This window comes from Pontibacter sp. E15-1, from assembly GCF_022601975.1.
In the GTDB taxonomy this organism is placed as follows: domain Bacteria; phylum Bacteroidota; class Bacteroidia; order Cytophagales; family Hymenobacteraceae; genus Pontibacter.
This window is the reverse complement of sequence record NZ_JAKVIR010000018.1, coordinates 78,095-103,917: the sequence shown is the minus strand read 5'-3', so window position 1 is coordinate 103,917 and position 25,823 is coordinate 78,095. Positions and strand designations below refer to the sequence as shown.

Sequence of the window (25,823 nt, the reverse complement as noted above, 5' to 3'; positions counted from 1 at the left end):
CACAGAAGAACATGGAAAACAAAAAATATATAGTGAAATGGATCCTTGTGCTGTGTTGGGCGCTGTTTACGGCGGTGTCGGCCCAGGCGCAACGCGTACTGGAAAACCTCGACCGCGGCCTGATCGCCATCAACCAGGGAGAAGGAAAAGTATACATCGGGTGGCGGATGCTGGGCACAGACCCTGACGACATCGCCTTTAACCTCTACCGGGTGAACGGCGGCAAAACCCCCGTCAGACTCAACGAGGCACCCCTTTCCGAAAGCACGAACTTCGTGGACGAGGCGGCAGACCTGAGCCAGGCAACTACTTATGTGGTGAAAACCGTGCTAAAGGGCAAGGAAAGGGAAATCTGCGCCACTGCTGTGCTGCCCGCCAAAGCGCCCGTGCAGCAGTACCTGTCCATACCCCTGCAAACGCCTGCGGGCTATACCCCCAACGATGCCTCCGTGGGTGACCTGAATGGCGACGGCGCGTATGAAATAATTCTCCATCAGACGGGGCGCGGGCGCGACAATTCCATGAGTGGCTTTACCGACGAACCGATATTCCAGGCCTATACCCTCAGCGGCACCCTGCTCTGGACGATCAACCTGGGCAGGAACATCCGGGAAGGCGCGCATTATACCCAGTTTGTGGTCATCGACATGGACGGTGACGGCAAGGCGGAGTTTGCCTGCAAAACCGCCGACGGCACCGTGGACGGCAAGGGAAAAGTGATTGGCGACGCGGCAGCCGACTGGCGCAACACGGACGGCAAGATCCTGAAAGGGCCGGAGTATTTCACCGTTTTCAGCGGGGAAACCGGGGAGGCCCTGGCCACCACCGACTTTATACCCGGGCGGGGCAACCTGCGCGGCTGGGGCGGCGTGGGCGGCAACGGCAAGAACGACGGCACCGGCAACCGGGTAGACCGCTTCGTGGCCGGGGCCGCCTACCTCGACGGAAAGCTACCGAGCGTGCTCATGTGCCGCGGCTACTACGGCCGCTCCGTCATCGCGGCCTGGGACTACCGCAAGGGCAAGCTGACGTCCCGTTGGGTGTTCGATTCCAAAAACGGCAAAAACCCCTATTCCGGCATGGGCAACCACGGCCTCAGCATCGCTGATGTGGATGCCGACGGGAAGGACGAGATAATTTACGGGGCCATGGTGGTGGATGACGACGGAAAAGGCCTGTTTACCACCGGCCTCCGGCACGGCGATGCCCTGCACGTCACCGACCTGGACCCCACGCGGCCCGGCCTGGAGGTGTTTGGCGTGCACGAAATCGAGGAGAGCACGACCGGCCCCGGCGCTGCCGTGTATGATGCCCGAACCGGGGAGATTCTCTGGTCGGGTCTGGATGGGCAGGACGCCGGAAGAGGCGTGGCCGCCGACATTGACCCCGGAAACCCGGGCGCAGAGATGTGGTTTTCGGGCTCCGGCGGGCTGCTGAACCTGAAAGGGGAGCGGATAGGCGACAACCCGCCCTCCACCAACTTCGTGATCTGGTGGGACGGCGACCTGAGCCGCGAGCTGCTCGACGGCAACCACATCGACAAGTACGGGCAGGGCCGCCTCTTCACCGCCGAGGGCTGCGTGTCCAACAACGGCAGTAAGTCCACGCCCGCGCTCAGCGCCGATCTTTTTGGCGATTGGCGCGAGGAAGTTATCTTCAGGACGCAGGACAACCAGGAGCTGCGGATTTTCACCACCACCATCCCGACAAAACACCGGATGCCCACGCTGATGCACGACCCGCAGTACCGTATGGCCATCGCCTGGCAGAACGCGGGGTATAACCAGCCGCCGCACCCGGGCTTTTATATAGGCGAGCACATGGCTCCGGCAAAACGCGCCGCCATCACGGTGACAAAACACAAAAACAAAAAATAAGCAGATGATGCTCCGAAAAAACATACCTCCCTTTTTTGCCGCGCTTCTTGTGCTGGCCGTCCTTTTGTTTGGCTTTACCCACAAGCAAAAACCAACACTCTACATCATCGGCGACTCCACGGTCCGGAACACGGGCGAGGGGTATGGCGGATGGGGATCCTACATACAGGAGCTGTTTGACACCACCCGGATCAGCGTGAGCAACCAGGCCATGGCGGGCCGAAGCACCCGCACCTTCATTAAAGAGGGCCGCTGGGAGAAAGTGCTGTCTACGCTGAAGCCCGGCGATTTTGTGATCATGCAGTTTGGCCACAACGAGGGAAGCGCGCCCGATACCTCCCGTGCCGGCTACAGGGGTGTGCTGCGGGGCACGGGCCCGGAAACCAAGGAACTGACATGGAAAGACGGCGAGAAGGAAGTGGTGCATACCTATGGGTGGTACCTCTCCAAATTCGTGAAAGAGGCCAAGGAGAAGGGAGCCACCCCGATCATCGCCTCCATGATTCCGCGTAACCAGTGGAAAGACGGGAAAGTGGTGCGCGCCGATAACGACTTCGGCAAATGGGCCCGGGAAGTGGCGCAGGCCGAGGGGGTATACTTTGTGGACCTGAACCGGATAACGGCAGAAAAATACGAGGCGTTCGGGCCCGAAAAAGTAGACGCGCTTTTCCCCTCGGATCATACCCATACCAGCCCCGAGGGAGCCCGGATCAACGCGGCCTCTGTGGTGGATGGCCTCAAACAGAACAAGCGCCATCCCCTCAACAAATATCTTCTGAAGAAGCCCAGATAACAAAACGGAAGCGCCTTAACCGACAGCCCGTAGCGCAGCGAAAAAAGAGCCCATACCCCAGTCGTGGAGAGGGATTAAGTTATACAACGCATTTCACTGTTTCGGTTCTAAAGAAAAATTCCCCTCCTCGGAGGGGCTAGGGGTGGGTTTATATAGAGCAGTTTATCGCAACTAGAGTTACTTATACCATTATCGAATGGATTTAGCGTATTAAAGTATTTTCGTGAATTGTTTGTACCTGCTGTTACGCCATGCCCTCTTTAGTCCCCCTTTGAAGGGGTTAGGGGGATGACACCCCCTGCGGAGAGTCTACTGTGAAATATTTTAGAAGCTATTTCTCATTAAGCAAGAACACGAAAGGTTATTCCGGCCGCCTCTCATCCCCCTGCCCCCTTCATCTTAGAGGGCCCCTACCCCCAAGGGGGACTTTTACGAACTGCGCGGCTCTCTTGCGTAACGTCAAATTTGACTGTGCAAATTCTAATTGATAGTAGTATTATTCCAAATCATCGAATTCACCTTAAAATAACGTATCCCCAATCTATCTCCCTATGGCCATTTTAAAGTCCCTGAAAAGCAAGCTCGTGTATTTATCCCTTTTGGTTGTGGTGCTGACCGCCTCGTGTGTGGCGCTCAAAACCAACCAGCCAAAGCCCACTTTATACCTGATCGGGGACTCGACGGTGAAGAACGGGCAGGGGAGAGGCGACGGTGGCTTGTGGGGGTGGGGCGATTTTCTGGCGGCGCATTTCGACACGTCCCGGATTGCGGTGCAGAACCATGCCCTTGGCGGAACCAGCAGCCGCACGTTCCGTACCCAGGGGCATTGGGACAAGGTGCTGCCCCTCATCAAGCCTGGCGACTATGTGCTGATGCAGTTCGGCCACAACGACAGCAGCCCCGTGAACGATACCCTGCGCGCGCGCGGCACTATCAGGAGCAATTCAGACGAAATCGAGGAGATCGACAACCTCATCACCAAAAAGCACGAGATTGTGCATTCGTATGGCTGGTACCTGCGCCAGTTTATCACTGAGGTAAAAGCCAAGGGCGCCACTCCGGTGGTATTGTCGCCGGTGCCCCGCAACAGCTGGCACGATGGCAAGACCGACCGCAACGCCGACAGTTACGGGAAGTGGGCCGCCGCCGCCGCCCAGCAGGAAAACGCCGCCTTCATCGATCTGAACAAACTTATCGCCGACCGCTACGAGCAGGAAGGGGAGGAGAAAGTGCGAAGCACCTACTTCAACACAAAAGACCATACCCATACCATCGAGGCAGGCGCAAAAGTGAACGCCGCCGCCGTGGCACAAGGCATCCGGGAGGAAAACAAGCTGGGGCTGCGCGCTTACCTGGCCCGGCGGGGCAAGGCCGCCGATGTGGCAGCTGGGCGGTAGCGGAGCAGGTCTGCGCAAACGATTCTATAAGTTTAAGGGAGCGCAATGCTGCCTGCCTGATGCTGGCCATACCATTCCTCAGCCTTATCTGAGAAATTGCACCATTACGACTGTGATATCATGCAGACGGGCCACAAAAAAATCATACCCTAAAATCATCCGCGAAATATTTTCTCAGCCATATGGTGTATTGTGCCGTTTCAGCCCGTCAGGTTATACGAGCAGGCTGATTTTGGACAAAACCGTTCACAGCTAATTCTGCTGCATTACACAAAATGTCCCGGAGACAGGATAGAGCAGGATAGGGTTTGGACATGTTATTTATACATTTAATCAATGGTTTAGTATTGTGCTGTCAGACAATCGGTTGCGCAGTACTACCGAGGCGACAAATGCCCCTAATTATAGCCCTAACCGCGAGTGACCAATTACTTTAGAAGGATTAAATAAAATTTATATTTAACACTTAACTGATATAGCGAATGGATAAACTCTACATACTTACCTAAATCCTACAACCACACCAGCCTGGCTATACTGTTGGGAGCCCTCGGGTTTTCGGAAGCAGTGTATTTTTCTCGGGTGCAAGGTATAGATAGGATAAAATCACATTCCGGTTTAAAATAATACAAGCAAGAGATACTGGTCTATCCCGAGAGGGGAGCTTTGTGCCTGAAAAATCCTAAGTGCCATACCATTAACCGGAATTCCACAATCAGTAATCAGTCGATAATTCTTAGTTCTCACAATTACTCATCATTATGAGCAAACCTGCAAAGATTATACTGTACTATTTGTCCTTCCTGGTCTTGCTGACCAACTGCCGAGACAAAACCATGGACGAGTATTATGCCCGGCCCGACACGCTTGCTGACCCCGTGTACCAACAGCTGGAGGCAAGCGGGAACTTCAAGAACTTTGTGGCCCTCATCGAGAAGGCAGGCTACAAGAACACGTTGAGCGGCGCCGGCTACTGGACGGTTTTCGCCCCTAACGACGAGGCTTTCCAGAAGTTCTTCCAGGAAAACGGCATTGCCAGCGTGGACGCCATAGACGAAGCGATGGCGAGCCAGATTGTGGCCTACGCCCTTACCTACAATGCCTTCACCAAAGACCGCCTCGATGACTTCCAATCGAATATCGGGTGGGTGGAGAACGAGGCCTTTAAGCGCCGCACGGCCTTTTATACCGGCGTGTACACAGCCGATAAGATTACTGTGGACGGCCAGGAGATGAGCAACCAGTACGTGATCGCCTCTAACCGCAACAACGCCACCTACGTGTCTGCCGACTACAACAACAAGCACATCCCGTTCTTTACCGACGCCTACTTTACCAAGAAAGGGCTGTCGGACGCGGACTATAACTTCTTTTACCCCAACACGCCTCGCACGGGCTTTAACGTGGCGGGTGCCTCGGTGGTGTCGGCGAACATACTGGCCGAGAACGGCGTGATCCACGTGATCGACAGGGTGATCCTGCCCCTGCAGAACATGGAAGAGTACCTGGCCACCAAGCCGGAGTACAGCGAGTTCCGGAAGCTGCTCGAGAAATACATGGTGTCTTTCTTCACCAACACCGAGGCCACCCGGCGGCACCAGGTGCGCACCGGCCAGGGCGACCCTGTGTATGTGAAGTACTACAGCCAAGAGCTGCCCTTCGCCCTCAACAACGAGAACTACGAGAAGATGCAGGACAACGACGGGCAGACAAACGGCCGCACCCTCTTCGTGCCGACCAACAACGAGCTGACCCAGTACATCTCGTCGGTGCTGCTGGAGCACTACGGGACTGTGGACAAGCTCCCGCTCAACATTATCCGCGATTTTGTGTCGGCCCACATGTTCCCGACGACGGTATGGCCTACCAAATTCAAAACCACCAGCAACGATTTCGGCGAGGAGGCCCGCTTTGACCCAGCCTCCAACGTGATCGACCAGAAAGTGCTGAGCAACGGCTTCTTCTACGGCACGAACAAGGTGCAGCGGGCCAACGTCTTCCATACCGTGTACGGCAAGGCTTACCTCAACCCAAAGTATTCGATGATGATCCGGGCGCTGGAGGGAGACATGAAGTTTACGGTGACAAACCCTGCCGTGAAGTTCACGATGTTCCTGATCTCGGACGAGGCCCTGACGAACGCCGGGTTTAGCTGGGATTCGCAGTTCCAGTACTGGGTATACACCCCGCCCATGGGAGGCTCCGTGCTGGCCGGTGGCCAGGCGCAGCTCCGGATGAACAGAATCATCCAGCAGCACATCGCCTTCACCTTCGACAACCAGCTGAACGACCTGAGCGGCGAGGGGATTATGGAGACGTTTGGCGGCGAGTACATCAAGTACAAAGACGGCAAGGTAACCGCATCGGGCAACGCCGACAACGGCGAGATGGTGCAGGCAACCGGTCCCGTGGAAACCCTCAACGGCATTGTGTACTACCTGGACGATATCCTGAGCTTCACTGACAAGAAACCGAGCCAGCACCTGGCCGAGAACGAGAATTTCTCCAAGTTCCATGAGTACCTGACCTACTCCTCGTTTGCCTACGACTGGTCCACCCAGGACATCAAAGGCATGTCGGGCGGAACGCCCTATACCATCTTTGTGCCGAGCAACGAGGCCATGGCGCAGGCCCTGGAAGATGGCAAGCTGCCCCCGCTCTACAATAAAATGTCTACCGCCGATCAGGAGAAAATAGCCAAGTTCATCCAGTACCACATCGTCGGTAACCAGAACATCGTGACGGATGGCCAGAAGACAGGCAGCTTCCCGACCCTGCACAAGGATCTGGACGGTGTGACCACCTCGCTGACCGTGCAGGCCGACCCGGTAACCCAAAAAGGCAAGCTGGTGGACACGCGCGTGACTGACGCGAATGGCCGGACTGTCGAGGTGGTCAGGGCCAACAGCAACGTGCTGGCGAACAAGGTGATCATCCACCAGATCGACGGCTACCTGCAGCACCCTGAAAATTAATCGAAGCGGAATTAACAGAAAGTAGATATGAAAAAATTACTTGGAAAGATGGTATACCTGTCGCTGGCCGCAGTGTTTCTGCTAAGTGGCGCTGTGGCGCAGGCGCAGGCTGCCTTCCCCATCGTGCGGGGCAAGATAACCGAGCAGGGCACGCAGGAGCCGCTCGTGGGCGTGTCGGTGACAGAGATGGATGAAGACAACCGCGTGGTGACGGGCGCACAGACCGACATCGACGGTAACTTCGCTGTCCGGATGAAAGACCCGATGCACAAGCTCGTGATTTCCTACATCGGTTTCCGGACCGTGACGGTGAACGCCAATAACCGCGCTACAATTAATGTGCAGCTGGAGTCGGATGCCAAGACGCTGGGCGAGGTGCAGATTGTGGCCGACGCGGTGAACAGCGGCATGATGCAGATCGAGACGCGCAACCTGACTTCGGCCGTGGCCAAGCTGGACACGCGGGAGATCGCAGAGGTGCAGGCCACCTCCATCGACCAGGCCCTGCAGGGGCGTCTGGCCGGCGTGGACATCACCACTAACACCGGTGACCCCGGAGCCGGTATGTCGATCCGTATCCGCGGCACGTCTTCCATCAACTCCAGCGCCGACCCGCTGATTGTGGTGGACGGCATGCCCTATGCCATCGAGATTGCCGCCGACTTTAACTTCGCGACCGCCGACGAGCAGGGGTATGCGCAGCTCCTCAACATCGCACCGGCCGACATTAAGGAGATATCGGTGCTGAAAGACGCGGCGGCCACGGCCATCTGGGGCTCCCGGGCCTCCAACGGGGTGCTCGTGATCACGACCAAGCGGGGCGCGAAAGGCAAGCCGACGGTGAACTACTCCTTCAAGGGAAACGTGAGCAAGCAGCCGGACGCGATCCCGATGCTGAGCGGTGACCAGTACTCGATGCTGATCCCGGAGGCCTACATGAACCGCACCGGCTCTCCGCTGAACACCACCAACGTAAAGGAGTTCCTATACGACCCGAACGACCCATATTACTTCTACAACTACAGCAACAACACCGACTGGATCGACGCCATCACGCAGACAGGCTACATCAACGACCACAACCTGTCGCTGTCGGGTGGCGGCGACAAGGCCCGCTACTATGCCTCGGTGGGGTATCTGGGGCAGGAGGGAACGACCATCGGCACCGACCTTTCCCGTATCTCCTCCCGCATCAACCTCGACTTTAACGTGTCGAAGCGCATCCGCTTCAGAACGGACCTGGCGTATACCCACTCGGAGAACAACCGGAGCTATACCAACAGCATTCGCGGGGTGGCTTACAACAAAATGCCCAACATGGGCCTGTATGAAGTGGACGAGTACGGCAACGTGACGCCAAACTACTTCTCGCCGGCCTCCAACATTCAGGGGGGCTATAGCAGAACCTACAACCCGCTGGCCATGGCGCTGGAAGGGCAGAACAAGCTGATCGGCGAGCGGATCATCCCGAAATTCAACCTGCAGTACGACATCATCCCGAACCGCCTGATGGCAACCTCGGACGTGCAGTTCGACATCAACAACAGCAAGACCAAGACGTTCCTGCCGCAGACAGCTACAGGGCGGCCAGCCACCGAGACCACCGTGAACAGGGCCTCTGACTCTGACTTTGACCAGTTCAGCGTTGTCTCCAAAACGAACCTGATCTATACCCCGCAGCTTGGCGTAAACCACAGCCTGCAGGCGCTGGCCTCGTTCATGACCTTCGACTATAAGACCGTAGGGTATGGCCTCACCACTTCCAATGCCGCATCGGCTTTGCTGCAGGACCCCTCTGTTCCGTCCCGTATTCAGAACGAGGAGCTCAACCTGTACTCCTTCTCGAACCAGAACAGAAGCGTGGGGGTGCTGCTGAACGCGCAGTACGGCTTCCTCGACCGCTATATCCTGAATGCCAGCGTTCGCCGCGACGGCAGCTCGAAGTTTGGACAGAACCACCGCTGGGGCACGTTTCCGTCCATCTCCGCCAGATGGCGTGTGTCGGGCGAGCCGTTCATGCAAAGCCTGACCTTTATCGACGACCTGAGCGCACGCGCCAGTTACGGTACCAGCGGCAACGAGCCACGGGCAAGCTACGGCCACTTCAACATCTACAACAACTACGACTGGAACTACCTGGGTATGTCTGGGGTGTACCCGGCCAACATGGAGCTGAAAAACCTGCAGTGGGAAACCGTGGTGCAGCAGAACGTGGGCTTTAACGTGCAGTTGTTTCAGCAGCGGGTAGGCATGGATGTGGACTTCTACAAGAAGCGCACAAAAGACATGTTTTATCAGGGGCTGGACATTTCCTCCGTTTCCGGCTTTAACGAGGTGGACATGAACGTGGGCATCATGGATAACCAGGGCTGGGAACTGGCCTTTAACACCACGCCGTACCGCAGCAAAGACCTGACGGTGAACTTCGGCTTCAACTTCGCTCAGAACAACAACATCATCCGCGAAATCTCTGATTTATACCCCCGTACCGGCGGCGACCTGCTGCGCAACGGCAGCTACCTCATCACCATCCAGGAGAACAACCCGTTTGGCTCCTTCTATGGCTATCGCTACAAGGGGGTATACCCCGACTCAGAGTCGACCACTGCCCGCGACAAGAACGGCAACACCATCGTGGGCCCCAACGGGCAGATTATCCCGATGCGCTTCGGCTACCCAACCATCGACTACACGTTCCAGCCGGGCGATGCCATGTATGAGGACATCAACCACGACGGCAACATCGACCACATGGACGTGGTGTACCTGGGCAACGCCAACCCCAAGCTGACAGGCGGCTTTGGCCCGTCGGTGAGCTACAAGAACTGGAAAGTGAACCTGTTCTTCAACTTCCGCTACAAGTTTGATGTGGTGAACCAGACCAAGATGCTGACCGAGAACATGTACAGCTACGACAACCAGAGCACGGCCGTGCTGCGCAGGTGGCGCAACCCCGGAGACGAGACCGACATTCCGCGCGCGCTGCTCGGCTACGGGTACAACTGGCTGGCCTCCGACCGCTACGTAGAGGATGCCTCGTTCCTGCGCTTCAAGTACATCACGGTGCGGTATAACCTGCCGCAGCACATCATTCAGCCACTGGGTATGAAGGACCTGGGCTTTTACGTGACGGCCGAGAACCTGCTCACCTTCACGAACTACACCGGCCAGGACCCGGAGGTGACCCTTCGCGGAAGCGACCCCTTCCGGATCGGGTTTGACGAATCGAGAACACCGCCGGTGCAGACCATCACGATCGGTGCAAACGTCAGATTCTAAAATAGATACGCTAGGCTCTAAACACTCTGAATATGTTTAAAAGTAAGAATACACTGATAAAGGCGGTCCTGTTTATGGCCGTGCTGGTGGGCACCAGCGCCTGCGAGAAATACCTCGACCTGCGGCCCCAGGACGGCATTGTGCGGCAGAACTTCTGGAAGACCAAAGAGCAGGTGCAGTCTGCGGTGGTGGGCATTTACGCCTCCATGCTGGACAACGATCTCTCCGAAAAGCTCTTCCTGTGGGGCGAGCTGCGGGCGGACATGCTGATGGCCAACTCCGGGGTGCGCTACAACGAGCAGGACGTGATCAACGGCAACATCGTAGACACCAACCCCATCGCCAACTGGCGGCCCTTTTACAGAACCATCAACTACTGCAACACGGTGCTGGAGCTGGCCCCCGGCACCCTCGACCAGGACAACACCTTTCACGAGGATCAGCTGCACGCCTACATGGCCGAGGCCCTGACCATCCGGAGCCTGATGTACTTTTACCTGGTGCGCAGCTTCGGGGAGGTGCCGCTAAAGCTGGACGCCACCATTAGCGACGAGCAGGACATTGCCCTGCCCAAAAACAGCGCCGAGGAGATTCTGGAGCAGATCACCAAAGACCTGGAGCAGGCAGAGCAGTGGGCCGCGATCACGTACGGCAACACGGCGGCAAACAAGGGCCGCGTGACCAAGTACACCGTGAACGCCCTGCAGGCCGATGTATACCTCTGGAAAAGCGAGTACGAAAAAAGCATCGCAGCCTGCGACAAGCTCATTAACTCCGGCCAGTTTGCCCTGGTGCAGCCAAAGCTAAACTCAAGCTGGTTTCAGGATCTGTACGGGGTGGGCAACTCGAGCGAGAGCATTTTTGAGTTGCAGTTCAGCGAGCAGAAGAATAACCCATACTATGCGCTGTTGAGCGCCAGCGTGGGTCGCCGGTTCCTGGTGGCCCCCCGCGTGATAGAGGAGGTGTATACCCTCGATGAGAATGACCCGCTGAACGTGGACGCGCGGCTGAACGCCTCTGTTCGGCTCTCAAGCAGCGAGGTATGGAAATATCTTGGCCTGACCCAGGACCAAAGACGGTCTTTCAACGACTCATACGCCCACTTCATCTTCTACCGTTACGCCGACATCCTGCTGATGAAGGCCGAGGCGCTTGCCTTGACCGGCCAGGGCGAGGAGGCGCTGGGCATCGTCTCGAAAATCCGGGAGCGCGCCAATGCCCTGCCAGGCACCGAGCGCACCGTGGGGGCCGGCGATGTGAACGGCCTCGTCGACTACATACTGGAGGAGCGGGCACGGGAGTTCGCCTTCGAGGGCAAGCGCTGGTATGACGTGCTGCGCAACGCCCGCCGCGACGACTACGCCCGCATGGACATCCTGCGCGATATGGTGATCGCGAGCGCCCCGGTGGACCGGCAGCAGACGATCATGAACAAGATCCGGGACGTGAACAGCCACTACTGGCCCATCTACCAGTATGAGCTCCTGACCAACAAGAACCTGGAACAGAACCCCTTCTATAAATAAGCTTTTCCCTTAAACTGCTACAGACATGAAAAATAGGAATGAAAGTGGGAATATTCTGGTAAAGCTGACCGCTGCCTGCCTCCTGATGGTGACAGTGCTGTGGGGGTGCCAGGAAGAGTACCTCGAGACGAGCACCACCACCGACGTGAACATGACGGGCTACTTTGAGAAAAACCAGGAGCAGTTCTCCGAGTTCTCAAAGATTCTGGAACTGACCGGGAACGCGGGTTACCTTGGGGCCTACGGGGCCTATACCCTGTTCGCGCCAAACAACGACGCCGTGCGGCTATACATGCAGGACAAAGGCGTGAGCGCCGTGGACCAGCTGGAGTTAGAGGAACTAAAAAAAGTGGTGAAATTCCACCTGATCGAAGACACGATCTCCACGTCCCTCTTCACCGACGGCAAGCTGCCCAAGATCACGATGTTGGGCCAGTACCTGATCACGGGTGCCGTGAACGAGGATGGCAAATCCAGGATAAACGTGAACCGGCAGGCGAAAGTGGTGCAGGGCAACATAAAGGTGGGCAACGGCATTATCCACAGCATCGACCGGGTGCTGCAGCCCGCCACCAGAACGGTAGCCGAACTGGTAGCCGACAACCCGAGCTATTCCATTTTTACCCAAGCCCTGAAAGAGACCGGGTACTATGAGAAACTGAACGCCCTTTACCTGGATGAGGCCAACACGAAGCGCGCCTGGTATACCCTGCTGGCGCAAACCGACGCAGTATACAGCAACATGGGCATCGGCAGCTACGAGGCGCTGAAGGAAGAGTACTCCGACACCGGGAACCCCGCCGCCGAGGGCGACAGCCTGAACCTCTACGTGGCCTACCACATCCTGCCGGACAACAAGTATGTGGCCGACATCGTGACGGCCCCCTCGCACGCCACCCTGGCACCGCTGGAGGTGCTGACCACCAAGCTGAAAGGCGACTCGGTGCTGATCAACGAAGACACCTTTGCCGGTATACTGGAGCCTGGCGCACCCATTGACCGCGCCGCCAGCGACAACTCAGGCACAAACGGCGTGCTGCACGCCATCACCAAGAACATCGCCATTAAGGTGCGCAAGCCCGTGCGCGTGGACTTTGACGTGGCCGACCAGCCGGAGCTGCGCGTTATGCCGCAGTGGCGCTCCGCCACCCCAACCTCCACCAACCTGGGTATCTCGCAGCTGAAGGACGTGAAGCTGGAAGGCGGCACGGACGGAGGTGACTTTAAGTATACCACGGTTCCGTCCTCGGAGAGCAACACCCGCGTGTACAACGACTTCCTGGAGATATACCTGCGGCCAGCCGTAGTCAAGTCGATCGAGTTTAAGACACCGGTGCTGGTGAAGGGCAAGTACAAGGTATGGATCGCCTACAGAAGGCTGGGCACAACGATCCAGACGTTCTTCGACGGCAAGCCGCTGCAGCGCACCATCAACATGAGCGAGTACTGGCCAAACGGCGTGCCGGAGGGCGACCTGCTGGCCCAGGGATGGAAGCGCTACACCACCGCCCCGGAGAACAACAGCTTCGCCAGGCTGGCGGGCACCATCGAGGTGGAGACCACGGACCGCCACAGCATCAAGCTGGTGGGCCTGGTAAACCTGTCGCGCCAGTGGATACAGCTCGACATGATCCAGTTTATACCGGTAGACCAGGATCAGCTGTGGCCGAAGCTGGACAGAGACGGCACCCCGGTTTTCGAAGAATAAGCCCTTCTCCTTTGCGGAGAACGAATTTCAACCCATAAAAGCTTCATGTGTGCTGGCGGCGGCCCTGTTTACCGCCGGCATACCCCAAGCACCTTGTCTGTTTTAAATTCTTAAAGATGGCATCATATAAAAATTACATACTCGTCCTGTTCCTACTGGCCACGCTGGTGGCCTGCGAAGACAAATGGGAAGACCATACCGCGGTGACGGAGCAGGCGCTGGGCGAGAACATTTTTCAGGCGATTGAGGCGGACCCGGCCCTGAGCAAGTTCAGCGAGTTCCTCGTGAAAACGGAGTACGACCAGGTGCTGAAATCCTCGAAGACGTTCACCGTGTTTGCCCCCTCCAACGAGGCCCTGCAAAACGTGGACCAGGCGATCGTGAACGACCCGGAGCGGCTGAAGGCCTTTGTGGGCAACCACATCAGCTACCAGCAGTACCTCACCAACACGCCGCTGCCCAAGTCGTCGCGCATCCAGACCCTGAACGGCAAGTACATTACCTGGGACAAGGCAAGCGCCCGCGTGGACGGTGCCGCAATCACGGCGGCCGACAGGTATGCGGGCAACGGCGTGCTGCATGTGATAGACGCCGCCATGCCGCCCAAAATGAGCTCCTGGGAGTTTCTGATGAGCACAGACCTGGCCTCGAAGCAGCAGGCCTATATGAAGTCGCTGGAGTACACGGTGTTTATCGACAGCCTGGCCACGCAAACCGGCGTGGACCCCGCCACCGGCAAGCCGGTGTATGATTCGATCCAGGGCATCGTGCAGCGCAACCGCTATTTCCGCCAGGCCCTGGACATCTCCAACGAAGATTCGCTTTATACCTTCATCGTGCTGACAGATGCCGCCTTCCAGGCCGAGATTGAGGAGTATAAGCCCTACTATACCACCAACACCGAAGACAGTACCTACGACGCCACCGCGTGGGGCGTGGTAAAAGACCTTGCGCTGCGCGGCGTGTATACCCCCGAAAACCTGCCCAGCGTGCTCTACTCCCGCGACAGCGTGAAGGTGCACATCGACCCAGGCGCCATAGTGCGGACAGAGCGGACCAGCAACGGCATCGTGTACGTGCTCAACAGCCTCGACCTGCAGCCAGTGGAGAAACTGAAGCCTATCCGCATCGAGGGGGAGTGGGCGTACTACAACCGCAACGTCACGCTGAGCCACCCCGAGAAAGCCGGCAGTGTGGGCATGCGCCTGCGCAGAAGCGAGACGGGCAAGAAGTTTACCGACATCCTGGCCTACAACCACGACATCTGGGGCTTCCATATCCGGTACCGCGTGCCCAACGTCAACTCCACCACCTACAAAGTGTACTGGCAGGCCCTGAACGACTTTAACAGTGGGTATACCTTCAGCCAGAAAGTCGCCTTCAAAAACCCGACGGCCAACGACCTGCCTTATACCGAGGTGACGCCGAACAACTACGGCGAGCGCGTGCTGGTGGGGGAGTACACCGTGGATAAGTATGGCTTCATCGACATGTACCTGGTAGGGGCCCTCTCGACGAACGACGTCGTGAACCCGCTGTCCGTGGACTACATCGAACTGGTACCTGTGTTCTAAAGACCCTAAATTAAAGCTAATATTATGCAGCTAGTTATAAGAAGAATAAAAGAGCTCTCGTTTGTCGTTGCCCTGGTTGCCTCCCCGGTTTGCCTGTTTGCACAGCAGGCGGACTCGGTAGCCGTGACCCGGCAGTACACCGGCGGGACCGTGATCACGGGCTCGGTGCTGGATGCCGCCAGCGGCCTTCCGGTGCCCGGCATCAGCGTGAGCGTGCCCGGCTACTCGGCCGCCCTCACCGACGACGACGGAAACTTCAAACTGAACATCCCGAACCCTTCGGCGGCGATCACCATCACCGGCGAGGGCTTCCAGCGCAAGCAGGTGGCCATGAAAGGCCAACAAAGCGTGACCGTGCGGGTGTATGAGAACACGTTCGGCTCGCTGTATGAGGTGGCAAACCTGTCGGGCGGCGTGGCACAGCCGCTGAACCATACCACCAGCGCCGTCACGTCGCTGAATCCCGGCCAGGAGAAATACGCCATGTCGGCCACCACCCCCGAGAACTTCCTGCAGGGGCGCGTGGCGGGACTCAACGTGATCCGGCGCTCGGGTGAGCCCGGCATCGGGGGCAACCTGGCGCTGCGGGGCTACTCCTCGCTGTATACCGGCAACCAGCCCCTGATCGTGGTGGACGGGATGATCTACGACATCAACGATTACGGCGGCTCGCTCATCAGCGGACATTATACCAACCCGCTCAGTAACATCGACATCAAGGACATCGACAACATCTCGGTGGTGAAAGACGCGACCTCCATCTATGGCTCGAAAGGGGCGAACGGCGCGATCTTCATCACCACGGGCCACGCCGAGCAACTGGCCACCCGCATCGACTTTGCCAGCTACGCCGGCGTGAACATGACCCCGGAGGAGCTGCCCGTGATGGACGCCTACAACTACAGGGTATACCTCTCGGACGTGCTGCGCGGAAGCGGCTACTCCGATCAGGACATCCAGGCGCTGCCGTTTATGAACGATGACCCGGGCGCTCCTGGCTACCACAATTACCACAACGACACCGACTGGCAGAAAGAGGCTTTTGACCAGAGCTTCAACAAGAACTATTACCTGAAGGTGTCGGGCGGCGACAACATCGCCAAGTATGCGCTCTCCATGGGCTACCTCGACCAGGGCGGCACGGTGCGGAACACGGATTTCAACCGTTATACCACCCGCTTCAACGCCGACCTGAACATGTCGCCGAAGCTGCAGGTGCAGACCAACCTGGGTTTCTCGTACAGCGAGCAGAACCTGGCCGAGCAGGGCCTCGCCTTCAAGACGAACCCGATTTACCTGAGCCTGATCAAAGCGCCGTTTCTGTCGCGCAACGAGATCTCTGACGAGGGCATCACCTCCCCGAACCTTTCCGACCTGGACCTCTTTCATGTGGGCAACCCGGCTGCGGTGGTGAGCAACGTGACGGCGACAGGCCAGAACTACCGCTTCTTCGGCTCCATCGACTTCAACTACGAGCTTACCAAGGACCTGACGGCCAGCACACAGTTCGGCATCAACTACGACAAGATCCGGGAGACTTTCTTTATCCCCCGCAGGGGCCTGCTGGCCGACACGCTGGAGAGCGCTGTGGCCGAAAGCAGGATGGGCAACCAGGTGAAGCGCCTGTTCACGGTATACTCCGACTCGCGCCTGTCTTACGACAAGCGGTTTAACAACATCCACCACCTGAACGCCAACGTGGGCCTCCGCTACAGCGACAACAACAGCGAGAGCGACTATGGCCTCGGGTTCAACTCGGCCACGGATGAGCTGAAGAGCATCGGCACCGGTTCTACGGCGCTGCGCAGGGCAAGCGGCGACATCGGCAAATGGAACTGGATGAGCCTCTACTCCGGCCTAAACTACGGCTTCCTAGACAAGTATTTCCTGACGCTGAGCATGGCGATCGACGGTTCTTCGCGCTTCGGCAGGGAGGGCGAGGACGGGCTCCGGATCAACGGCAACCGCTTCGGCGTGTTCCCGTCGGTGGGCGCGGCCTGGCTCGTTTCCTCCGAGGACTTTATGGCGGGCGTAACCCCCATCGACCTGCTGAAAGTGCGCGCCACCTACAGCATCACCGGCAACGACGACATCGGCAACTACACCTCACGGCAGTTCTATGTGTCGCAGAACCTGCTGGGCCTGCAAGGCCTGGTGCGGGGCAACATCGGCAACCCGGCGCTGCAGTGGGAGACGTATAAAAAGCTGAACGCGGGCCTGGACCTGGCCTTGCTGAACGAACGGCTGGCACTGAGCGTGGATGCATATAGCAGCACCACCCAGGACATGCTGATACAGGAGCGCCTGAGCACGGCCGTAGGTTTTGCCTATATGTATACCAACAACGGGGCGATGGAAAACAAGGGCCTGGAGCTGTCAGTGAACGGGCGGCTGATCAACAGCGAGACATTTAAATGGGATGTGGGCCTGAAAGTGGCGAAGTATAAAAACGAGATCACGCAGTTGCCCGGCGAGCGTATGCTTACCGACTTTGCCGGAGCCACCATCCTGACGCAGGTGGGGGAGCAGGCCAACCTGTTCTATGGGTATAAAACCAACGGCGTGTATACCTCCGACGAGGAGGCCAGCAGCGCCGGGCTTTCCACCGTGACGCCTGACGGCACTGTCTCCGCTTTCCGCGGGGGCGACATCCGCTTCCTCGACCTCAACGGCGACAACCTGATCAACAGCGACGACCGTGCCGTGATCGGTAACCCGAACCCCGACTTCACGGGTATGTTCAGCACCCGGTTCACATACAAAAAGCTCTCGCTTGATGCGGCGTTCACCTTCAGCAAGGGCAACGACATCTACAACTATACCCGCGCGCAGCTCGAGTCGATGCGCGGCACGGAGAACCAGCTGATGAGCGTGCAGAACCGCTGGAGGGCCAACGGCCAGCAGACAGACATGCCGCGCGCCAGCTGGGGAGACCCGATGGGCAACGCCCGCTTCTCGGACCGCTGGATTGAGGACGGCTCTTACCTGCGCCTGCGCACCCTGACGCTGAACTACGACCTGGCCCTGAACAACCGTTTCCTGAAAAACGCATCGGTGTATGCCACGGCCAACAACCTGTTCACGGTGACGGACTACCTGGGGTATGACCCTGAGTTCAGCGCATCTTCCAGCGTCTTCGCGCAGGGCGTGGACCTGGGGCTGATCCCACAGTTCCGCTCGGTGTTGCTGGGCGTGCGGCTCGGACTATAACAAAAGACTTCTTCGAAAATAACATATCCTCTTATGAAAAAGACATTATTCAGGTCATTGATTCGTGTGATGCCGGTGGTGCTGCTTGGCGTGGCCACGCTCTCCTGCAAGGATACCTTTGACATACAGCCGGAGACGGCCCTCGACAAAGACCAGACGTACCAGAATGTGTTTGACGCCGATGCCGCCGTGATCGGGGTGTATGGCAAGTTCATGAACCTGGCCGAGCAGTACGTGGTGCTGAACGAGCTGCGGGGCGACCTGCTGAACGTGACCGTGAACGCCTCCTCCGACCCGGACCTGATCCAGATCAACAACCACAGCGTGAACGAGACCAACAAGTACGCCGACCCGCGCCCGTTTTACGAGGTGATCGTGAACTGCAACGACGTGCTGGCCAACTTCGACAAGATGGTGCAGGAGAACAAAATGGAGCAGGCCGAGTATGCGCAGCGCTATTCCGATATCGGGGCGCTCCGGAGCTGGGTATACCTGCAGCTGGGTATCCATTTCGGCCGCGTGCCCTACGTGACGGATCCGCTTGCCACCGTGGCGGACCTGAAGGACCAGGCCAAGTTCCCGGTGCTGGAGTTCGACCAGCTGCTTGATGCGCTGATTGACTTTACAGAGGGGCTCCCCGTGAAGGACCAGTACCCGCAGAGCGCCTCCCTGATGGCGAACACAGACGGTTATACCACCCAGAAGTTCTTCATCAACAAGCAGCTGCTGCTCGGCGACCTCCACCTCTGGAAAGGAAACTATACCCAGGCGGCCACGCACTACAAGGCCATCCTGGAGACGGGCACCACCGACAGCAACCTCGACAATTACTACGAGTCATACCGGATCGCCTGGGGCTACCCGTTCTCGCATGAGGTGGGTTTTACGGGCTCACAGACCCGCAACTGGAACTATGAGTTTATCTGGGACTTGCCCTTCAACAAGAACTTCAGCCCGAAGAACCCCTTCGTGAACCTGTTTTCAGACAACGCCGGCAAGTACCTGCTGAAGCCGTCTGAGGCCATACTGGACAAGTGGGATGCCGAAACGCGCCTCGACAACACACCCGTTGACCCACGGGCCTATGCCGCGGTGGAGTATAAAGCCGGGAAGCCAGTGGTGCAGAAGTATCTGGAGAACATCAACACTTCCTTTTTGCGTGAGGCACCGGGCAACTGGTTTTTGGCTCGCGCCGCGATGGTGCACTTGCGTTTCGCAGAGGCCGCCAACCGCGACGAGAAGTTTAAAGTGGCCTATGCCTTGCTGAACGAGGGCATCAAACTGACCTACGACCCGGACTGGGACCCGGTGACGCGCCCACGGCTCTCGAACAACCGGGACGTGACCGACATTCAGCGCACGATGGAAGCTGCGCCGTATGATTTTGATGGCCGCCAGGGCGACTTCCCGAACTACAGGGGGGCTTGGTACCGAAACATGGGCGTGCGGGGCCGGATCGGACTACTGCCGAGCCAGATAGACTCCGCAGCCTACTACGACCTTTCTGTGCCCTCTGACCCCGTGCTGACTAACCGGGAGGGGCTGGTGATCGAGATCGAGAACAAGATTATTGAGGAGGCTGCCCTGGAGCTTGCTTTCGAGGGAAACAGATGGCCGGACCTGCTGCGCATTGCGATGCGTCGGAACGACCCCGCTTTCCTGGCCGACAGGGTATACGAGAAACTGCAGAAAGCCGGCAACCCGCAGGCTGCGGCGGTGCGGTCGAAGCTGATGAACAAAGAGAACTGGTACCTGCCTTTCCGTTGGGAGTAGGCCTGGGATGACAGTTTTATGAAGCGCAAAGGCAGTCTGTACCAACAGGCTGCCTTTGCGCTTTTAGAGGGGGTATGGCTCCGATGTTCAGATGCTACAGGATAGCACTATTTTGGATTTCGCGGTTAGAGAAAGTGTGGAGCATGCCCGGGCATCGGCTTGCGGTAGTTCTATTGGGTTAGGATGAGAGGGCCGGCAGGGGAGTAAATGGCTGAGAATAAAAAAAGCCCTGCAAGCGAACTTGCAGGGCTTTTTACTGTCGGGGTGGCAGGATTCGAACCTACGACCTCCACATCCCAAATGTGGCGCGATACCGGGCTACGCTACACCCCGAACTTTATCCAGCGAGGAGGAAAGCCCTGTGTTGCCACAAGGCTTTCTCTGCTGGTGCACCCGAGAGGATTCGAACCCCTAACCCTCGGAGCCGAAATCCGATATTCTATCCAGTTGAACTACGGGTGCTGGTGTGTGCAAAAATAGGAACTAAGCTGGTAAAAGAAAACATTCCCAGACAAAATTTATACCCCCGCCCGCTTTTCTGACGCAGGTTGTTCAGCCACAGCCATTTGCTTTTTTTCAAAACAATCAAGGTATCCTGCGGTTTGAAACAAAAAATAAGCAAAGGATAACATACAAGATCAATGGAGAAACTATATACGGCAGAAGTTACTGCCACAGGAGGCCGTAAAGGCCATGTAAAGTCATCAGACGGCGTGATCGACATGCCTTTGTCCATACCGGAGGGACTGGGTGGCGAGAAGGGGAAAAGTAACCCGGAGCAGCTGTTTGCGGCGGGCTACGCGGCCTGCTTCCAGAGTGCCCTGCTGGTGGTGGCGGGCCAGCACAAAGAGCGCCTGAACCCGGACTCTACCGTAACAGCCCATGTAGACCTGAACAAGATGGAGAATGGCAGCTACAGCCTGACCGTGAAACTGGCGGTAGACCTGAAAGGAGTGGAGAACGGAAAAGCGAAGCAGATGGTAGACGAGGCGCACCAGATTTGCCCTTACTCTGTTGGCACACGGGGCAACATCAACGTAGAGCTGGAGGTTTTGTAAGGCAGAGCCAGGGAGCCGGAAAGTGACGGTGCTGTGGCGCAGCCAATGGGGTATGCATGCTGAACGTGCTTGCTTGCGCAGCCGCCTCACGCTTTTGTCTGCCATACCTCCGGGCGACCGGCACAGGGGCAATGCATTGGAATTGAGTTCGGGCTTTCTAACGCGCCAAACCCCATTCTATATAAAACAGAAAAGGCGGCCAAATTTGGCCGCCTTTTCTGTTTTATATAGAATGGGGGAGACTATACCTCCGCCAGCACTTGCTTCACTTTCTCGGCAGCCTCTTTCAGGGCTACGGCAGAGTATACCTTCAGGCCAGACTCGTCAATGATCTTGGCGCCTTCCTCGGCGTTTGTGCCTTGCAGACGCACAATGATCGGCACACGGATGTCGCCGATGTTTTTGTAGGCCTCCACCACACCGTTGGCTACGCGGTCGCAACGCACGATACCACCGAAAATGTTGATCAGGATCGCCTTCACGTTCGGGTCTTTCAGGATAAGGCGGAAACCAGCCTCAACCGTCTGCGCGTTGGCCCCACCCCCTACGTCCAGGAAGTTGGCAGGATCGCCGCCAGAAAGCTTGATGATGTCCATCGTTGCCATGGCCAGGCCGGCACCGTTCACCATGCAGCCAACGTTACCGTCCAGCTTCACATAGTTCAGGTTCGACTCGCTTGCCTCCACTTCCAACGGATCCTCTTCTAAGGTGTCGCGCATGGCAGCCAGGTTCTTGTGGCGGAACAGGGCGTTGTCGTCCAGGTCAACCTTGGCGTCAACGGCCAGTATCTTGTTGTCAGAAGTTTTCAGGACAGGGTTGATCTCGAACATAGAAGAGTCTGTCTCTACGTATGCCTTGTACAGGTTGGTCACAAACTTCACCATCTCCTTGAAGGCTTCGCCCTGCAAACCGAAGGCAAACGCGATCTTGCGCGCCTGGAAGCCCTGCAGCCCGACAGCCGGGTCGATCCACTCTTTGATGATTTTGTCTGGTGTCTTCTCAGCAACTTCCTCAATGTCCATACCACCTTCTGTAGATGCCATGATCACGTTCTGGCCCTTTGCGCGGTCCAGCAGGATGCTCAGGTAAAATTCCTTTGGCTCTGAGTCGCCGGGATAGTATACATCCTGCGCCACCAGCACTTTGTGCACCAGCTTGCCCTCAGGGCCGGTCTGGTGCGTTACCAGCGTCATGCCCAGAATCTCGTCGGCGATCTGCTTCACCTGATCCAGGTTTTTAGCCAGTTTCACACCGCCCCCTTTGCCACGGCCACCCGCATGGATCTGGGCCTTGATCACGTGCCAGCTGGTGCCGGTTTCCTCGGTCAGCTTCATGGCAGCTTTCACGGCTTGGTCTGGCGTGTCAGCCACGATACCCTCCTGGATACGCACTCCGTAGCTCTTTAAAATTTCTTTAGCCTGATATTCGTGTATGTTCATGCTTTCAGTTTTAATGGACGCCACGAAATTAAACCTTTATTCCCTCAGATTCAAGTAAAGCTTTTTTAAAATATACCCTCTCAAAATAGTCTCATACCCAGGCCAAGGCAACTGCCGCTGGCTTTGCACAGTAAAAAGACCCACATCGTAAGCAAACTATACCCTAAAAGAAATATTCATGCCCGACGTATACACCTACGCCAAAAGAGTTGCCATTGCCGCATTCATTATTTTACTGCTCGTCTCGGGTTTTTACCTGCTGGGGCAACACGTTTACTTTTTCTTGCTGGTGTTTGCGGCCATACTGCTTGCCGTGCTGTTTTGTGGCCTTACCGACTGGATAACCGACAAACTGCACCTGAGGCGCGGACTAAGCCTGGTGCTGGCCGTGGTCTTGTTCTTTGGCAGTATCACCGCGGCGTTCTGGTTTGTAGCGCCCACTGTCAGTAGCCAGGTGCAGGAGATGAAGGAGACGATTCCGCAGGCCATGAGCCAGGTGCAGGGCTGGCTCACGCAGTTTGGCTGGGGCCAGCGGCTGGTGAACAAGGTGCCCGACGACATGAGCAAGATGCTGCCCAGGCAAGACGCCCTGTTTTCCAGCATCACCGGTATTTTCTCCACTACCCTGAGCTTCCTGGCGGATTTCTTTATCGTGATCATCACGGCCCTGTTTCTGGCCTCAAGCCCGAAGCTGTACACGGTGGGTTTTACAAAGCTTTTCCCGGTGCGGCACCGCTCGCGCATCATGCAGGTGCTCGGCCAGAGCTATACCACCCTGAAGTCGTGGCTGGTGGGCATGCTGTCGGCGATGGTGATTGTTGGGGTGAGCGCGGCCATCGGGTATAGCCTGCTGGGCCTGCCGCTTGCCTTTGCGCTGGCCCTGATCGCTTTTTTCCTGGCGTTTATACCCAATGTCGGCCCGTGGGTGGCCGGGCTTCCAGCGGTGCTGGTGGGGCTCACCGTCAGTCCGCAGATGGCCCTGTATGTGGTGCTGCTGTACGGCGGAATCCAGATGGTGGAGAGCTACCTGATCACCCCGATCATCTTCCAGAAAACGGTGAACCTGCCGCCCGCCCTGCTCTTGTTTTTTCAGGTGCTGCTGGGCATCCTGCAGGGGGCAATGGGGCTATTGCTGGCCGCCCCGATCCTTGCGGTGGTGATGGTCGTGGTCAACGAGCTGTATATCAAGGATGTGCTGGAGGCCGGGCCTGCCGACGCTACCGGCGCGTAGCTGCTTTCCGGCTGGTTTACCCGCCTCGTTTCTTCGGGCCGGGATTGCCAACAACCGCCAACTAATGCCTATATTTGTGGGTGTGGCAGTAGGGCTGCCATGCTGATTCTCCATTAAATCTATTTCACGAAGTGCTGCAGGTATCCAATATTCATAAAAAGTACGGTTCGCTGGAGGTGCTCAAGGGCATCGATCTTTTTATCGCCGCCGGAGAGGTGGTTTCCATTGTCGGCGCCTCCGGTGCGGGCAAAAGCACGCTGCTGCACATTCTGGGCACACTGGATACCACCGATACGGGCGAGGTGCACTTTGATGGCAAAAACATCGCGAAGATGAACGCAACGGAGATGGCCCGTTTCCGCAACCGGCACATCGGCTTCATCTTCCAGTTCCACAACCTGCTGCCTGAGTTCACGGCGCTGGAGAATGCCTGCCTGCCCGGCTTTTTGGCGGGCAGGCCCGAGAAAGAGGTGCGGGAGCAGGCCGCCCAGCTCCTGGATATGCTGGGGCTGTCGCACCGGCTCAACCACAAGCCCTCCGAGATGTCGGGCGGGGAGCAGCAGCGCACCGCCGTGGCCCGTGCCCTGATCAACTCGCCCCGCATCATCTTCGCCGACGAGCCGAGCGGTAACCTCGACTCGCAGAACGCGCAGGAACTGCACGACATCTTTTTCCGGCTGCGCGCCGAGTTCAACCAGACCTTCGTGATCGTGACGCACAACGAGCAGCTTGCCGGTATGGCCGACCGTACCCTAGTGATGAAAGACGGTATGATTGTGCCCGATCTGCCCGTGAACGAAGCCTGATTCTCCCTTCCTTATTCTTCTCTTCAGCGCCGTGGGATATACTTCCAGCGCAAAAACCCGTATACAAACTTTACTCTTTTTCTCAACTTTTAGCTAATTGAGGACAGGCAGCGAAAGACCTCGAAAAAACTTTTAAATTAATTTATAAAATGCTGATAATCAGTTAGTTAAACTGTGTTTTTTTTAGCATGTTTTGCACTATTTAGGAGGGGCTGCTGTTTAACTAATGTACCACACTATGAAAGCTAAATGATTATGAGTCAGGATACAAAAGAGATAAAAACGATGAAGAAACCCAAGGTGGAAAGCTATGATATAGCCAAGTCTGATGAGACGCTTCATCTGGCCGTGGATCTGGCCAAGTTCATCAAGGAAAACCGCCTTTATCAGAATATACAGGGCAAAGAATACGTGAACGTGGAGGGCTGGCAGTACGCCGGTTCCCGACTGGGCATTCTGCCAGTGGTGGAGCACGTGGTCAACATCAGCACCGACGAGGAGATCAAATACCAGGCGAAAGTAAACTTGCTGGACCTGCGCAGCCAACAGGTGGTGGGCGCGGGCTTTGCCATCTGCTCCAACCGCGAGCAGGGCAAAAAGTATTATCAGGAGTTCGCCATTGCCTCTATGGCGCAGACACGCGCCATCGGCAAAGCATACCGCAACATCCTGGCCTGGATCATTCGGGCAGCGGGGTATGAGCCGACCCCTGTGGAGGAGATGGACTATGGCGGCAACGAGACGGTAGCCAAGCCTGCGGTGCCTACCGAGAAGAAGGTGACGATGAAGTCATCGACCAACACTACGCCGGTAACTGCAGAGGAAGAGAAGAGCACCAGCGTGCGCTACGCGTCGGCCAAGCAGAAAGAAGAGATCATCAGCCTCCTCAACAACCCGACCATTACCCGGCAGGAGAAGACGAAGATGCTACTCAACATCAACCGCTTCGACGAAGAGCGCGCCGCACAGGCCATCGAGAAACTGAAGAAAGTGATCGAAGACCGCGAAGACGGCCAGTCGGCTGCGGCATAACCGAATACTACATAGCTTACAAAAGCCTGTTCCTGCAAAGGGACAGGCTTTTTTGATGTATACCTACACTGCAGGCGGAATGTGAGCCATGCGTGACGGACACCGCGCAGCCAGTACCGTATACCCGCAACAAACGCAACAACCA

At 57.1% G+C, this 25,823-nt stretch carries 15 protein-coding genes and 2 tRNA genes; 14 read left to right on the top strand and 3 right to left on the bottom strand.

What is annotated here, in order from left to right:
* The first annotated feature begins 11 nt into the window (after nucleotides 1-11).
* The 10 genes from MKJ04_RS13910 to MKJ04_RS13865 all read left to right on the top strand — a co-directional run bounded on the left by MKJ04_RS13910 (nucleotide 12) and on the right by MKJ04_RS13865 (nucleotide 20,112).
* A complete protein-coding gene (locus MKJ04_RS13910) occupies nucleotides 12-1,877 on the top strand; it encodes a rhamnogalacturonan lyase (RefSeq protein WP_241642258.1) in 1,866 nt (621 codons plus the stop codon).
* A 4-nt stretch (nucleotides 1,878-1,881) separates the two neighbouring features.
* On the top strand, nucleotides 1,882-2,670 hold the full coding sequence (locus tag MKJ04_RS13905) for a rhamnogalacturonan acetylesterase (protein ID WP_241642257.1): 789 nt from the start codon (nucleotides 1,882-1,884) through the stop codon (nucleotides 2,668-2,670).
* Nucleotides 2,671-3,221: 551 nt separating this feature from the next.
* Nucleotides 3,222-4,067 carry a rhamnogalacturonan acetylesterase gene (locus MKJ04_RS13900; protein WP_241642256.1) on the top strand — a complete coding sequence of 282 codons (846 nt, stop codon included), beginning with the start codon at nucleotides 3,222-3,224 and terminating at the stop codon, nucleotides 4,065-4,067.
* A gap of 761 nt (nucleotides 4,068-4,828) precedes the next feature.
* Entirely contained in the window at nucleotides 4,829-7,042 is a 2,214-nt protein-coding gene (locus MKJ04_RS13895; protein ID WP_241642255.1) for a fasciclin domain-containing protein, read from the top strand.
* Between the two features lie 27 nt (nucleotides 7,043-7,069).
* Complete coding sequence (locus MKJ04_RS13890) at nucleotides 7,070-10,321, top strand: SusC/RagA family TonB-linked outer membrane protein (RefSeq protein ID WP_241642254.1); 3,252 nt, start codon at nucleotides 7,070-7,072, stop codon at nucleotides 10,319-10,321.
* Nucleotides 10,322-10,353: 32 nt separating this feature from the next.
* On the top strand, nucleotides 10,354-11,847 hold the full coding sequence (locus MKJ04_RS13885; RefSeq protein ID WP_241642253.1) for a RagB/SusD family nutrient uptake outer membrane protein: 1,494 nt from the start codon (nucleotides 10,354-10,356) through the stop codon (nucleotides 11,845-11,847).
* Nucleotides 11,848-11,872: 25 nt separating this feature from the next.
* Entirely contained in the window at nucleotides 11,873-13,555 is a 1,683-nt protein-coding gene (locus MKJ04_RS13880; RefSeq protein WP_241642252.1) for a fasciclin domain-containing protein, read from the top strand.
* Nucleotides 13,556-13,671: 116 nt separating this feature from the next.
* Nucleotides 13,672-15,129 carry a fasciclin domain-containing protein gene (locus MKJ04_RS13875; protein WP_241642251.1) on the top strand — a complete coding sequence of 486 codons (1,458 nt, stop codon included), beginning with the start codon at nucleotides 13,672-13,674 and terminating at the stop codon, nucleotides 15,127-15,129.
* A 24-nt stretch (nucleotides 15,130-15,153) separates the two neighbouring features.
* Nucleotides 15,154-18,339, top strand: a complete 3,186-nt coding sequence (locus MKJ04_RS13870) for a SusC/RagA family TonB-linked outer membrane protein (protein WP_241642250.1) — start codon at nucleotides 15,154-15,156, stop codon at nucleotides 18,337-18,339.
* 33 nt (nucleotides 18,340-18,372) lie between these two features.
* Nucleotides 18,373-20,112: a RagB/SusD family nutrient uptake outer membrane protein gene (locus tag MKJ04_RS13865; protein ID WP_241642249.1), complete on the top strand. Its 1,740-nt coding sequence runs from the start codon at nucleotides 18,373-18,375 to the stop codon at nucleotides 20,110-20,112.
* A gap of 259 nt (nucleotides 20,113-20,371) precedes the next feature.
* On the opposite strand, the gene MKJ04_RS13860 is transcribed toward MKJ04_RS13865, so the two are convergent.
* Nucleotides 20,372-20,445: transfer RNA gene (locus MKJ04_RS13860), tRNA-Pro, on the bottom strand.
* A 52-nt stretch (nucleotides 20,446-20,497) separates the two neighbouring features.
* Nucleotides 20,498-20,574 (bottom strand) — tRNA-Arg (locus MKJ04_RS13855).
* A 179-nt stretch (nucleotides 20,575-20,753) separates the two neighbouring features.
* On the opposite strand from MKJ04_RS13855, the gene MKJ04_RS13850 reads away from it, so the two are divergent.
* Nucleotides 20,754-21,170, top strand: coding sequence for an organic hydroperoxide resistance protein (locus MKJ04_RS13850; RefSeq protein WP_241642248.1), 417 nt, complete (start codon nucleotides 20,754-20,756; stop codon nucleotides 21,168-21,170).
* 242 nt (nucleotides 21,171-21,412) lie between these two features.
* Here MKJ04_RS13850 and sucC read toward each other — a convergent pair whose 3' ends face one another.
* Complete coding sequence (sucC, locus tag MKJ04_RS13845; protein ID WP_241642247.1) at nucleotides 21,413-22,609, bottom strand: ADP-forming succinate--CoA ligase subunit beta; 1,197 nt, start codon at nucleotides 22,607-22,609, stop codon at nucleotides 21,413-21,415.
* A gap of 178 nt (nucleotides 22,610-22,787) precedes the next feature.
* On the opposite strand from sucC, the gene MKJ04_RS13840 reads away from it, so the two are divergent.
* From MKJ04_RS13840 to MKJ04_RS13830, 3 genes are all read left to right on the top strand, one after another.
* Nucleotides 22,788-23,840 (top strand): AI-2E family transporter, encoded by a 1,053-nt coding sequence (locus MKJ04_RS13840; RefSeq protein ID WP_241642246.1) that lies wholly within the window; start codon nucleotides 22,788-22,790, stop codon nucleotides 23,838-23,840.
* Between the two features lie 131 nt (nucleotides 23,841-23,971).
* Entirely contained in the window at nucleotides 23,972-24,646 is a 675-nt protein-coding gene (locus MKJ04_RS13835) for an ABC transporter ATP-binding protein (RefSeq protein ID WP_241642245.1), read from the top strand.
* A gap of 255 nt (nucleotides 24,647-24,901) precedes the next feature.
* A complete protein-coding gene (locus MKJ04_RS13830) occupies nucleotides 24,902-25,678 on the top strand; it encodes a hypothetical protein (RefSeq protein ID WP_241642244.1) in 777 nt (258 codons plus the stop codon).
* Nucleotides 25,679-25,823 lie beyond the last annotated feature (145 nt).